Source organism: Vibrio sp. V30_P3S12P165 (assembly GCF_009904905.1).
In the GTDB taxonomy this organism is placed as follows: domain Bacteria; phylum Pseudomonadota; class Gammaproteobacteria; order Enterobacterales; family Vibrionaceae; genus Vibrio; species Vibrio fujianensis.
On sequence record NZ_WXWH01000053.1, the window covers coordinates 1 to 12,605 of the forward strand.

The 12,605-nt window shown below is 42.0% G+C and carries 12 protein-coding genes; 5 read left to right on the forward strand and 7 right to left on the reverse strand.

Annotation, left to right across the window (positions count from 1 at the left end):
• Nucleotides 1–2: 2 nt before the first annotated feature.
• From CAG57_RS10470 to CAG57_RS10480, 3 genes are read right to left on the reverse strand one after another with little or no spacing between them, the layout of a single operon-like run.
• On the reverse strand, nucleotides 3–1,178 hold the full coding sequence (locus CAG57_RS10470; protein WP_161426937.1) for a glycosyltransferase: 1,176 nt from the start codon (nucleotides 1,176–1,178) through the stop codon (nucleotides 3–5).
• A gap of 11 nt (nucleotides 1,179–1,189) precedes the next feature.
• Nucleotides 1,190–2,554 (reverse strand): protein adenylyltransferase SelO family protein, encoded by a 1,365-nt coding sequence (locus CAG57_RS10475; protein ID WP_161426936.1) that lies wholly within the window; start codon nucleotides 2,552–2,554, stop codon nucleotides 1,190–1,192.
• Nucleotides 2,544–3,044 carry a toxin-activating lysine-acyltransferase gene (locus CAG57_RS10480; protein ID WP_161426935.1) on the reverse strand — a complete coding sequence of 167 codons (501 nt, stop codon included), beginning with the start codon at nucleotides 3,042–3,044 and terminating at the stop codon, nucleotides 2,544–2,546. Before CAG57_RS10480 ends, CAG57_RS10475 begins: the two co-directional genes overlap by 11 nt.
• Before the next feature lie 299 nt (nucleotides 3,045–3,343).
• On the opposite strand from CAG57_RS10480, the gene yfbR reads away from it, so the two are divergent.
• The gene (gene yfbR / locus CAG57_RS10485; RefSeq protein WP_161426934.1) at nucleotides 3,344–3,928 is read left to right on the forward strand and encodes a 5'-deoxynucleotidase; all 585 of its coding nucleotides are present in this window, start codon (nucleotides 3,344–3,346) and stop codon (nucleotides 3,926–3,928) included.
• A gap of 43 nt (nucleotides 3,929–3,971) precedes the next feature.
• Entirely contained in the window at nucleotides 3,972–5,300 is a 1,329-nt protein-coding gene (locus tag CAG57_RS10490; RefSeq protein ID WP_161426933.1) for an anti-phage deoxyguanosine triphosphatase, read from the forward strand.
• 56 nt (nucleotides 5,301–5,356) lie between these two features.
• Here CAG57_RS10490 and CAG57_RS10495 read toward each other — a convergent pair whose 3' ends face one another.
• Nucleotides 5,357–5,971 carry a tRNA-uridine aminocarboxypropyltransferase gene (locus CAG57_RS10495; protein WP_099610178.1) on the reverse strand — a complete coding sequence of 205 codons (615 nt, stop codon included), beginning with the start codon at nucleotides 5,969–5,971 and terminating at the stop codon, nucleotides 5,357–5,359.
• A gap of 3 nt (nucleotides 5,972–5,974) precedes the next feature.
• Here CAG57_RS10495 and rrtA point away from each other — a divergent pair, with 3 nt between their 5' ends.
• Nucleotides 5,975–6,532, forward strand: a complete 558-nt coding sequence (gene rrtA / locus CAG57_RS10500) for a rhombosortase (RefSeq protein WP_161426932.1) — start codon at nucleotides 5,975–5,977, stop codon at nucleotides 6,530–6,532.
• Nucleotides 6,533–6,578: 46 nt separating this feature from the next.
• On the opposite strand, the gene sohB is transcribed toward rrtA, so the two are convergent.
• Nucleotides 6,579–7,640 (reverse strand): protease SohB, encoded by a 1,062-nt coding sequence (gene sohB / locus CAG57_RS10505; protein WP_202597786.1) that lies wholly within the window; start codon nucleotides 7,638–7,640, stop codon nucleotides 6,579–6,581.
• A gap of 89 nt (nucleotides 7,641–7,729) precedes the next feature.
• On the opposite strand from sohB, the gene CAG57_RS10510 reads away from it, so the two are divergent.
• Entirely contained in the window at nucleotides 7,730–8,473 is a 744-nt protein-coding gene (locus tag CAG57_RS10510; protein ID WP_161426930.1) for a YciK family oxidoreductase, read from the forward strand.
• A 69-nt stretch (nucleotides 8,474–8,542) separates the two neighbouring features.
• On the opposite strand, the gene CAG57_RS10515 is transcribed toward CAG57_RS10510, so the two are convergent.
• Nucleotides 8,543–9,487, reverse strand: coding sequence for a chemotaxis protein CheV (locus CAG57_RS10515; RefSeq protein WP_099610175.1), 945 nt, complete (start codon nucleotides 9,485–9,487; stop codon nucleotides 8,543–8,545).
• Between the two features lie 127 nt (nucleotides 9,488–9,614).
• Nucleotides 9,615–10,832, reverse strand: coding sequence for a sugar metabolism global transcriptional regulator Mlc (gene mlc, locus CAG57_RS10520; protein WP_099610174.1), 1,218 nt, complete (start codon nucleotides 10,830–10,832; stop codon nucleotides 9,615–9,617).
• Between the two features lie 319 nt (nucleotides 10,833–11,151).
• Here mlc and pyk point away from each other — a divergent pair, with 319 nt between their 5' ends.
• Nucleotides 11,152–12,597 carry a pyruvate kinase gene (gene pyk / locus CAG57_RS10525; protein ID WP_099610173.1) on the forward strand — a complete coding sequence of 482 codons (1,446 nt, stop codon included), beginning with the start codon at nucleotides 11,152–11,154 and terminating at the stop codon, nucleotides 12,595–12,597.
• The last annotated feature ends 8 nt before the right edge of the window (nucleotides 12,598–12,605 follow it).

Below are 12,605 nucleotides of genomic sequence, written 5' to 3' on the forward strand. Positions count from 1 at the left end.
GATTATCTTGTCAGCCAGTCTTTCTTCTTACCAAAAAACTCATCCACATATCCGAGCAAATTGGGTAGCCATGTAATGGACTCTAACAAAGCGGAATAAATTGGTGCTTTGAAAACCTGTCGATTTGAAAAATCAGAAGATAAATCAAAATCTTTTATATAGGACTGCACCAGTAAAAAGTAAATAAATATATTAGCTGCACCAATGACTATTGGAATCCAAATACCCATTGCTACCATAAATCCTAATAAAATAATTCCAGATGGAAATATATACTGTGCGGCAGTCAATAAAAACCAAGGAGAGGCACACAAGCCAGCGAGCCAATGTGTATTCCAAGCTTCTGTATAAGCTTCTACTCGTCCCCGAGCCCAACGCCGTCGTTGATTAAACAACCCCTTAGCATCCGTAGGGCACTGCGTTGTAGCTTTTGCCTTAGGTGCATAGCCTGTTCGATAGCCATTTGATATTGCCTTCCAACACCAAGCAATGTCTTCGACTAACCACTTGCTCCACCCACCTAGTTTTTTGACTATTGAAGCTCGGTGGGCCACAAAGGCCCCTGCCAATACTGGCACGCATCCTAATTTGTCTTGTGCGGCTCTGATCGCGCCATAAAAGCTAATATGTTCATAGTGTTGCAATTTACCAATGAAGCTGTCTTTATAATTTTCCGGCGTAATATAGCCACACACGGCGGCATATTTATCATCAGACCAAAGTTTAGTAACCAGTTCATAGATACCATTGGGTTCAATATAGGTATCACTGTCTACAACGACGTACACTTCCCCAGTAGCTATGCCAAGTTCTAGCACGTGATCTAAAGCATATCCTTTCCTACCACCATTAATTTCCCTTTCTACAACCTGGAAATCATGGTTAACCTTGGTATTAGCAATCCATTCCCTAACGTCAGCTATTGCATTATTTGTAGATCCATCATCAATCACAATAACCTGAATTCGACTTGAATAGCTTTGTTCATTTAGCTTGTTCAATGCACAAACTAAGTGCTCTTCATTTTCATTGTAAAACGGCAAAAATACAGAAACGGTCGGATCGTAGTCACTTTTTGACTTAGACTTCTTAAGCTTATAACACCCAAATAGAACTAATGTTGTAATAAATGATAGTAAAGACGTAGTGATTAAAATTACTTCAATGACATCAATCATAACCACCTCACTTATGATAAATAACTATTAATAAACGGACTAACAGATTGATAGTCGTACTTTGTATTTAAATGACCTTGGAGCATGGTAAAGGATGAATATTTGGCATTTCGTAAAGGGAAGCCTATAACCTTAGCATTGAGACCGAGGGCTTTTGCTTCAAAGAGGACATTCTGACGAAAGTCTTCATCATTAAAGCGAGTAATAAACCTTCGCTCTTTGCTTTTAAGGCGCTCTTTTAAAAGACTCGCTTGTTGCAAATTCGATTCTGAATGATCCTCTATTCCTAACTCTACTAACAGGAAACTATTCTCATATTCATCAAGTAATTTCGAAAAGTTAGATGAATACTCTCTTATTTGACTTGGGCTTAAGTCGTCTTCCGAGTAATGGTTAACAGTATCAATGAAGTTAACCAGCCAAGACTCTATGAGTTGATGATCATCCCATACGGCTCCGACACCATTTGCCAATACATAGTTACCGAAATCGGGTACAGCTGTTATTGTGCCAAAATCCAAAAAACGCCCATCAACCGATATGTTTGAGCTCGTTAAGGAGCCATGCGGGATCCCTTTCACTCTTGATGCTGCAATCTGGCAAGCGAGTCGATCGATCACTATATTGAGGGCATCGCCTAGGGAGGCATTTTGTTTTTCACCTAACAACAAATTAGAGAGGTAGGGCGCAGCCTTTCTTACGCGATTGGCATCATTATCACGAAGGTAACGGTAGCTTTCCTCTGGCCAAAAGAAGGTACAACGCTCAAAATGAGCAGGGCGCACAGATATTTCCCTTATTGCTAGGGCACAATGTTTATCAGGAGCGCCATCTAAGTATCCAAACTTATGCTTTACGTTGGTCTTGATTATGGCTAGTGTGCGTATGGCTCCGTAAGGCAGATGCTTGTGGCAGATTTCGCCCCAAATCGCTTCACTGATCGCTTCATCAATAAACAGCTTACCGTGTGAATGACTTTCAGACATATTTGCAGCGACTAACGGGTTACGCCCAATTCCTTTGATTTGAAAATGGCCATTTATTCCACACCTTGCGCTACCACCATTGCATATTTCATGTCGAGACCCGTACTGGTCTGCCATGAACTGTTTTTTGTCATTAGTAATGATTCGTGTTTTATTGGCATATCCCTTTGACACGTAACTAAAATTATCTATCAACTCACATTTAATGGATTCTTCATCAAATTTGATTTCATATTCTTGTATAAGCTCTTTATTGATCCAAACAACCTCAGTGCCTTTTAGCTTGTAGGCATCGAACAAAACAAAGGATTCCTTGGGCAAATAATTATCAACAATAGGAGTATTATCTTTTCCAGCGCACTTATATGTTTGAAGTAATTCAGCATCCATAAACATTCCGTTTATTTGTTTTGATGATATTGCCTTGAGAGTCTCGAATACATATATTAATCTCACGTCTACTTATGTTTGTAGAGAACATGACATGCTTATATAGATCCTTCAACTGACTTGCTCTGTTTTTTTCTACAAACCAATCTACAACAATTAGATTACTTCCCTCATTCCAATTCATTGGCTTAAGTGAGAATCTAGGCTGAGTCATATAATTAGACAGTGTTAAATCATCAACCCAAGCCCATATAACGTATCCTGTGAATCCAACATCGCTAGATAACTTTAAAAATTTATATTGTCTGTGAATTACCGCTGGTTTTATCCAATGGAGGAAAGAAGCTAGATTTAGCTCCCTGCGTTTATCACATTTAGCCATTATCTCTAAAAATTGTCCTAATTCATGGGTCACTTCTACCTTTGATAAAGGACCATAAGGCAGTCCGGTAATTTGACTATTAACTAAAGAAACCGCATTTTTTCGCATTACAACCTACAAGGGCAGTGTTATCTATTACTTCTTCTATTAAAAAATAGAACTAGAATAAACACACCTTCACTAGTGATTTTTTTCGTACCACAATACACAATGACTTATTGATAAACATAACTATTTCACCGGCATACGAGACAAATCAAACACATTACCCTCGGGAACGAATGTCACTCTGCTCACCACCGCTGCAAGTTTGTCGCGGCAAAGCGGTAACTTCAAGTCATAGAGAGATAACGTTATACTCAGTTAACGAGATCCATCAATTCCACTAAGCAAGGATGTCTATTGCTATGAAAGAGAGCCACTTTTTTGCTCACCTCGCACGGATGAAATTAATTCAACGCTGGCCGCTGATGCGTTCTATCTCCAAAGAAAACGTTTCTGAACACAGCCTGCAAGTGGCGTTTGTTGCTCATGCACTGGCGATAATAAAAAACAAGAAGTTTGCCGGGCAGCTCAACCCTGAGCGTATCGCGTTATTGGCCATGTATCACGACAGCAGTGAAGTGTTAACGGGCGATTTGCCAACACCCGTTAAATATTTTAACCCTGATATTGCTAAAGAATATAAAAAAATCGAAGCCGCGGCTGAACAGCGCCTACTAGCCATGTTACCGGAAGAGTTGCAAGATGATTTCAAGCCTTTTCTGCTCACTGAAGCGGCGCATAGTGAAGATGCTGCCATCGTCAAACAAGCCGACAGTTTGTGCGCTTATCTTAAATGTTTAGAAGAACTCAGCGCAGGTAACCATGAATATGCCCTAGCTAAAAAGCGGCTTGATATCACATTGAAAGAGCGGCATACCCCAGAAATGGCTTATTTTTTAGAAACTTTTGCCCCAAGTTTTGAATTAACACTAGACGAAATTAGTTAACACACTGTACGTTTTATAACAATAAGTTTGATCAGGAGTTGGGATGCAAATTGTAATCAATCCGGAATGGCAAGCACGCAATAATGATGAACATAAAATTCGCCGTGATGATCATCGCAGCCCTTTTCAGCGCGACCGGGCGAGAATTCTCCATTCTGCTGCTTTTCGTCGTTTACAGGCAAAAACTCAAGTCCATGGAACCAATTTAAATGATTTTCACCGGACTCGTTTGACCCATTCACTTGAAGCGGCGCAAATTAGTACCGGGATTGTAGCGCAACTAAGACTAAAACAGCCCGAATTTGCGGATTTATTACCCTCAGATAGCTTGATCGATGCGTTATGCCTTGCGCATGATATTGGCCATCCCCCTTATGGGCATGGCGGTGAAGTGGCACTTAATTATATGATGCGTGAACATGGTGGGTTTGAAGGCAATGCCCAGACGTTTCGCATTGTCACAACCTTAGAGCCGTACACTGAACATCATGGAATGAATCTTTCTCGCCGCACCTTACTGGGGTTACTCAAATACCCTGCGCTATTGAGTCAAACGCATGCTGATAAGCGACCCGAATCGGTACCTCATCAACGACAGTTAAAGGCCAAGGAATGGTCGCCCGCTAAAGGTATTTATGATTGTGATAAGGCCTGTCTTGATTGGGTTCTTGCTCCACTCAGTGAGCAAGATAAACAACAATTAAGCCAAATGCGAGCACGTCCAGCGACACCTTATCAGCATAAAAAAACACGCTTCAAATCATTAGATTGTTCCATCATGGAATTGGCCGATGATATCGCCTATGGCGTTCATGATTTAGAAGATGCGATTGTCCTTGGCATGGTCAATCAAACAGAATGGCAACAAGCAGCAGAAGAACAACTACTAAATAGTGGCGATACTTGGTTTGTCGAGCACACCCAAAGCGTAACGAAAATGCTATTTTCTGGCCAGCACCATATTCGTAAAGATGCGATTGGTGGATTGGTCAATGCGTTACTCACCAGTATCAGTATTAAACCCGTTGAAAGCGCTTTTGACAGCGATTTACTCGCGTTTAATGCCTATTTACAACCTAGCATGGCCAATGCGTTGGAAGTCTTAAAATCGTTTGTCAGCCAATATGTGATCCAAGTTCCACAAGTACAACGCTTTGAATATAAAGGACAGCAGCTGATTATGGATCTCTTTGAAGCGCTGGCGGCCGATCCTGAACGCTTGTTACCACAGGCAACTCGAGAAAAATGGCAAAACGCAGAACAACATTCAGGAGGAGGGATGCGGGTGATCTGTGATTATATCGCTGCGATGACCGATGCTTACGCGCAGCGTCTACATCAGCAGCTTTTTTCTACTCACAGCTCTTACTAAAAGTCTCGACACGAGATGTTATCGATAAGCCGTGGTGTCTCAAGCAGTTTTGATTGCTACCGGCTTGATCTGCTGCCGTAATGCTGCTCAAACACCCCTTTGGGCATCTGGTTAATTTGATGATCAATCATGGCTTCAAAGCAAGTCAGTAACGGGGAGAAGTCTTGTTTAGGTTGCCATAGTTGCAGTAAGTGAAATCCCGCTTCTACTGTCGATAACGCATTATCATTCGGCGCTTTACGAATGCGATAGTTACCCTTTAATGTTTCAGGAAGATGCAAACACGGTAAATGATGTAGCTGAGTGTTGATCTGCCACATTTTAAATACCTTTCTCCAAGTGCCATCAAGCAAAATAACTCGAACTTTTTGTTCTATTGAAGGCTCGCTATCCGAAACACAAATTGAATGCTCACAGGGATACAAAACCTGATGAATTACATCCGGCTCGGCCAGCAATGCATTCAATTCAGGGTGATGACGAAAGTCTTCACCGATCCATAAGCGACAATTAGCAAGTGATAAGGTCAAAATACGAGCCGTCCCCATTGGACGATGTTGTTCCGTTGGGTGTTGAAGAATGATAAGCTCCACCGTGGAATCTAGTGGTACAATTCCCGCACAAATACAAGCTTTGCGCGCTTTTCCGCATCGAGAACAATAACGAGACATATTGTGAATCTTTACCTAGTGTTGTGTTTAGTCAGTTTACTGTGCCTCGGCTTACAATTTGAGCCGTTCAGTAGTCTTAGTGCTTGGCACCGAATAGCGATTGAACAAGGGCAATGGTGGCGAATTCTAACAGGCAATTTAACGCATACCAACTTTGTTCATCTCACGATGAATCTAGCAGGACTCTGGGCGATTGCCTTGCTCTTTCGGCCTACCGCAAAATCACTTCTTGTGGCTCTAATTATTTTAAGTGGCTCAGTAGGTATTGGGGTTTACTTTACTCACATGACACTCTACGTGGGTTTATCTGGCACATTACACGGTTTATTTGCCTTCTTTGCCGCTCAAGAATGGCTACACGGTAGAAAGAGTAGCCGCTGGCTGGTTGTTGGTGTGATTGCCAAAGTGGTTTGGGAACAATGGTTTGGCGCATCGCTTGGGACTGAAATTTGGATCGAAGCTCGTGTCGCGACAGAGGCTCACTTGATTGGATTAATCGCTGGGATACTGTGCGCTATACTAGAAAAAGGATATGCATTAAAAATAAAGCGCCCAAACTAGGCGCTTTATCATAGAGCATGCTTGATGATCAACCTTGCTTGATAAGTTAAATAATCGGACGCTGACCCCGACTCAGCAACTTAAGCAGCACTGAATCTGTCGCCTCTCCGGCCACGCCGGCCAATTTATCGGCTAGTTTTTTCTTCTGTACATAACGTATTGCGAGCACCGTTTTTTCTTTACAAGCTTTCACTATCAAATCATCTGAGGTGGTTATTTCATCCACTAAACCTAAATGTTGTGCTTGAGTACCAAACCAATGTTCTCCGGTTGCCACCTTCTCTAACTCTAACGTTGGACGATGATCACGAATAAACTGCTTAAATAGTTCATGGGTTTCTTCTAGCTCTTGCTTGAATTTATCACGGGCCTTATCCGTGTTTTCACCAAACATGGTTAGCGTTCGCTTATACTCGCCAGCAGTCAGTTGTTCAAATTCAATATCATTTCTCTTCAGCAATTTATGGAAGTTGGGTAATTGAGCAATCACACCAATAGAGCCAACAATCGCAAAGGGGGCTGAGACAATTTTATCGGCAATACATGCCATCATATACCCACCACTAGCAGCGACTTTATCTACCGCGATAGTCAAAGGTAACTGAGCCGCCTTTAAACGATCCAATTGTGAAGCCGCTAAACCATACCCATGTACCATACCGCCGCCTGTTTCTAAGCGCAGTAGGACTTCATCACCAGCTTGGGCAACGGCTAAAATAGCTGTCACCTCTTCTCGCAATGAAGCCACTTCTTTCGCATCGATGCTGCCACGAAAATCCAGCACAAACAGATGAGGCTCACGCTCAGCAATTAACTCCCCTTCTTTTATCGATTTTTTTAACGCCTTTTCTCGAGATTTTTGCTGCTCTTTTGCCTTTTTTTTCTCTGCTTTATGACGTGCCTTCAACACACTATCGTCATGCAGATAAGACTCAAACTGCTCAACCGTCTCTTTATGCTGGTCAGTCAAGTTGGTAATCACTAGCTCACCTTTAGCAGAAGGATGCTTTGCTCCAACCGATTTTACCAGCACTAGCACCATGACGAGTGCAACGACGACAGTCGCAATCTTGGCTAAAAATAAGCCATACTCCAATAAAAATTCCAATGTACTCATCCTCTTCAATGCGAATTGGTGTATTGTAACCATCTTGTCACGAAGACGAAAAGTAAATCATAACGATAAGGAAACATAGCGTGAATTATTCTGTTTCTGTTGACGCCTTAAAAAATAAAGTCATTTTGGTTACCGGTGCAGGAGATGGTATCGGTAAACAAGCCGCCCTCACCTATGCAGCTTACGGTGCAACCGTGATATTATTAGGTCGGACGGTAAAAAAACTCGAAACCACTTATGATGAAATAGAAGCCGCGGGCTACCCTCAAGCGGCTATTGTACCATTAGATATGCTTGGAGCGACCAAGCAGCACTACTTGGATATGGCTGACACCATTGAAGAGCAGTTTGGTCAATTAGATGGCGTACTGCATAGCGCAGGTTTACTGGGAGTTCTTAGCCCATTTGACCAAATTGGTGAAGCGACTTTTGATGAAGTCATGCAAGTGAATGTTAAAGCTCAATTTATGCTCACCCAAGCCGTGCTTCCTTTATTAAAAAAAGCCAATAATTCACGCCTGATTTTCACCAGCTCAACCGTTGGCCATCGTGGTCGCGCTTTTTGGGGGACTTATGCGATTTCCAAATTTGCCACTGAAGGGATGATGCAAGTCCTTGCTGATGAATTATCGGAAACATCCATTCGCGTCAACGCTATCAACCCAGGAGCCACTCGTACGGGAATGCGAGCGAAAGCCTACCCAGCAGAAGATGTCAATAAGTTAAAAACCCCCGAAGAAATTATGCCTCTTTATTTGTATTTAATGGCACCAGAAAGCCAATCGGTACATGGCCAATGCATTGATGCGCAGCCTAAACGCTAGGGTCTGTGGCCTTAGTTGGCATAAACGGCCGGAAATAAAAAAGCCTTACTCAAAAGCAAGGCTTTTTTATTAGGTTAAGGTTGCCCGCAAACGGTCTTGCACCGCTTCCACTAATAGATCGGGCTGAAATTTAGAAATAAACCGATCACAGCCTACTTTTTGCACCATTGATTCGTTAAAGCTGCCACTCAATGACGTATTCAGTGTGATATAAAGATCTGACATCCGCGGATCATTTCGTATTTCATAGGTTAGACGATAACCATCCATCTCTGGCATTTCAGCATCGGTGATCAACATGAGTAATTCTTTATTAATGTCTTTACCTTCATCACACCATGATTTCAGTAACTTCAATGCCTGTAGACCGTCCCAGCACTCAATAATATTAAGCCCGAGCTGAGATAATGTCCCTTTTACCTGACTTCTGGCTGTTGCCGAGTCATCAACAATCAAAATATTACGCCCAACCATTTCACTCAATAAATTATGATCCAAGACTTCTTCAGAAATAGAAACATCGTAATCAATAATCTCAGCCAATACTTTTTCAACATCAACCACTTCAACAATGTGTGTCTGATCCTGCTCTTTAATATGCGTGATGGCTGTCAGATAATTTGAACGGCCAACCGATTTAGGTGGAGGTTGAATTTCAGTCCAAGCAGTATTGATAATATTACGTACCTGGCCAACCAAGAAGCCCTGCACAGTACGATTATATTCGGTGATGATAAGGTTTTGTTCTTGATTCTCTAAGCGAGAAGGTGGAAAGCCAATTGCTTGACGTAAATCAATCACTGGAACCGCTTCACCGCGCAAAGAAGCAACACCAATAATATTGGGATGTGAACCTGGCATCTTTGTGGTGATGGGCACTTTAATCACTTCACGGACTTTGAAGACGTTAATGGCAAAAATTTGTCGACTATTCAAACTGAACAGTAACAGTTCTAGGCGGTTTTCTCCCACCAAATTGGTCCGCTGATCAACCGTGTTTAAAATACTCGACATACAAAATCCCACCAATAGAGAAGCATTATCATGTTACAGTATATACCGAAACCATCGTAAGGTATTTAAGTCTGTGTACAAATTACATGACAAATTTGTACACTCACCGATTCAAATAAAAAAAACGTTATCCTTCAACAACCTTCATCAGTAACAAACCATCATATAACGCTTGTTTTATCAACGCAGCTCCCGGCATGGTTGCCTGTTTATAAAAACGTGATTCTAACAATTGGAGATCTTGATGATAAACCGGTAGGCTTTGCTCTTCAATACAGCGTTGAATGGCCGGATAAAGTACACTTTTTGCCTGATTGATCACACCACCGACTAATATCTTTTCAGGATTAAATAAATTAATCACAATCGCAATCGCTGCACCAAGATAACGCCCTAACTGTTCGATAACTTCAACCGCTAACGGATCACCTTCTGCAGCCGCTAAACAGATATCTTCAATCGTGATCTCAGATTTATTAACTAATGAGGACTCCTCACCTAAAGCGATACGAATTGCAACCTGTTCTCGAATGGCTTGAGAACTTGCTACCGTTTCTAAACACCCGATATTACCGCAGTGACAACGTTTTCCTTGAGGATCAATTTGAATATGCCCTAATTCACCAATATTGCCATGGCGACCTTGTAACACTCGTCCATCAACAATAATTCCGGCACCAAGACCGTGGTGGATAGAAATTAACACTGAATTATCAACATCCTGTGAATGACCAAACAACTTTTCAGCTAATGCCCAAGCCCGAGTATCATTCGCAACAAAAACAGGAAGACCCGTTGCTTTATAGATTTCAGGGCCCAACGCTAAATTCGCCACATTATAATGTGGCATCTGTAACACAATACCTTGTTCTGAATTCACGAGGCCAGGTAAAGTAATAGCAATGCTGGTTACACGATCCAGCTGAGCGGCATAGGTTTGGAAAAACTCTTCAATTTCAAATAATAACCGCGCCAACACATCGTCTTGGTCAATCTCATGAATATCGATTTTCGTATCGATTAAGACCTCACCGCCCAGTTCATGTAATGCGATAGTAAGATACCCTCTCCCTAAACGCATTGATAGAAACTGCCAACCTTGATTATTCGTCTGTAGCCCGACCGCAGGACGACCTCGACTAATCGCTTCTTGAACGGTCGTTTCATGAATCAGATGCGCATCAATCAGCTCACGAGTAATTTTTGTAATGCTCGCCGGCGCTAATTGACTTTCCTTTGAGAGATCAATACGAGAGATAGGACCTTTTTGGTCGATGAGTTTATATACACGGCCAGCATTGACCTGTTTGATATGATCAATATGGCCTGGTTGAGCCATGTACATGGTGCACTCCAAAATTCAATAACCTGTCAATTTTTTTACTTTGCGAAGTAATTGTGAAGCAATTTGGTGAATAGCCGTGACAAGCGTCACGCATATAACTAGAACTTTGTGTTTTTAGTCAAAATGTACAGAGCAAAATCACAACAATATAAGCCGATTTCACTCTTCGCTACGCTCATGTTTACGCAAAATAGACCTTAATTCGCAGTCAAATAGGCCAGGTGGATCTGCTAAACATTATCCTCGAAGCCTTCCCGATGGTAATAATGATATTCAACTATACTTACCTCAGTGCTGGGCTAACTTGTCGGAGAAAAGAATGACAAACATATTGAGAAGAACAAAAATCGTCGCCACCTTAGGCCCTTCCACTGATAAAGGGGAAGTGTTAGAAACCATCATTCACTGTGGTGTTAATGTTGTGAGAATGAATTTCTCGCATGGTACAGCAGAAGATCACCGATTACGAGCGGGTAAGGTCAGGGAAATTGCAAAAAAAATGGGCAAAAATGTCGCCATTTTAGGTGATCTTCAAGGGCCAAAAATTCGTATATCTACCTTTAAAACAGGAAGTATCATCTTAAATGAGGATGATACTTTTATTCTTGATGCTCAACTTGCACCGGGAGAAGGCACGGTAAACGCGGTCGGCATCGACTACAAAACACTACCAAACGACGTAAACAGTGGCGATGTTTTGCTTCTGGACGATGGGCGAGTTCAACTCCAAGTCATAGAAGTTAATGATGATAAAGTAATTACGCGTGTCGTGATAGGCGGAACGCTATCCAATAATAAAGGAATTAATAAAAAAGGAGGCGGACTGTCAGCAGAAGCACTCACAGAAAAAGACAAACGAGATATTTTACTCGCGGCAGAAATTGGCGTCGATTATTTAGCCGTTTCGTTTCCTCGAAATAGCCAAGATATGGACTATGCCCGTAAATTGGCTCGCGAGGCAGGGTTAAACGCTCGTTTAGTGGCTAAAGTTGAACGTGCAGAAACAGTCTCCTGTGATGAAAATATTGATGATATTATTCGTGCTTCCGATGTCATTATGGTTGCCCGAGGCGATCTTGGGGTTGAAATTGGCGATCCTGAATTAATTGCAGTTCAGAAAAAACTAATTTATCGAGCAAAGGCATTAAACCGAATCGTTATCACCGCAACACAAATGATGGAATCAATGATAGCCAACCCAATGCCGACCCGAGCAGAAGTGATGGATGTGGCTAATGCAGTATTAGACGGGACAGACGCGGTCATGCTTTCAGGCGAAACAGCGGCAGGGAAATATCCGGTAGAAACAGTAAAAGCAATGGCGGATGTCTGTATTGGAGCTGAAAAAATGATTGAAGCCAGTCAACAGAATTATCGAATTGATCGCGCATTTCAAACCGAAGAAGAAGCAATTGCTATGGCAACCATTTATGCAGCAAATCACCTTGAAGGTGTTAAAGCGATGGTCACGCTCACCGAGTCGGGTAGGACAGCATTAATGACTTCACGGCTCAATTCTATTTTGCCTATTTTTGCTATGTCGAGAAATGATATCGCATTAAATCGCTGCGCTTTATATCGTGGCGTGACGCCATTTTATTTTGATAGCAAACAGACTGAAGGCATGGTCGTCGCACAAGCCGCGCTACAAGCTCTCAAAGAAAAACACCTGCTAGAATTTGGCGATTTAGTCATCATAACTCAAGGTGACATTATGGATGTCGAAGGCACAACAAACTGTATGCGTATCATCCCAGTACTATAACCCCCATT

What these genes read in the sequence shown, in the direction of transcription:
- CAG57_RS10470 (WP_161426937.1), bottom strand. Translation starts at nt 1,178, where the DNA reads ATGATTGATGTCATTGAAGTAATTTTAATCACTACGTCTTTACTATCA.
- CAG57_RS10475 (WP_161426936.1), bottom strand. Translation starts at nt 2,554, where the DNA reads ATGGATGCTGAATTACTTCAAACATATAAGTGCGCTGGAAAAGATAAT.
- CAG57_RS10480 (WP_161426935.1), bottom strand. Translation starts at nt 3,044, where the DNA reads ATGCGAAAAAATGCGGTTTCTTTAGTTAATAGTCAAATTACCGGACTG.
- yfbR (WP_161426934.1), top strand. Translation starts at nt 3,344, where the DNA reads ATGAAAGAGAGCCACTTTTTTGCTCACCTCGCACGGATGAAATTAATT.
- CAG57_RS10490 (WP_161426933.1), top strand. Translation starts at nt 3,972, where the DNA reads ATGCAAATTGTAATCAATCCGGAATGGCAAGCACGCAATAATGATGAA.
- CAG57_RS10495 (WP_099610178.1), bottom strand. Translation starts at nt 5,971, where the DNA reads ATGTCTCGTTATTGTTCTCGATGCGGAAAAGCGCGCAAAGCTTGTATT.
- CAG57_RS10515 (WP_099610175.1), bottom strand. Translation starts at nt 9,487, where the DNA reads ATGTCGAGTATTTTAAACACGGTTGATCAGCGGACCAATTTGGTGGGA.
- mlc (WP_099610174.1), bottom strand. Translation starts at nt 10,832, where the DNA reads ATGTACATGGCTCAACCAGGCCATATTGATCATATCAAACAGGTCAAT.
- pyk (WP_099610173.1), top strand. Translation starts at nt 11,152, where the DNA reads ATGACAAACATATTGAGAAGAACAAAAATCGTCGCCACCTTAGGCCCT.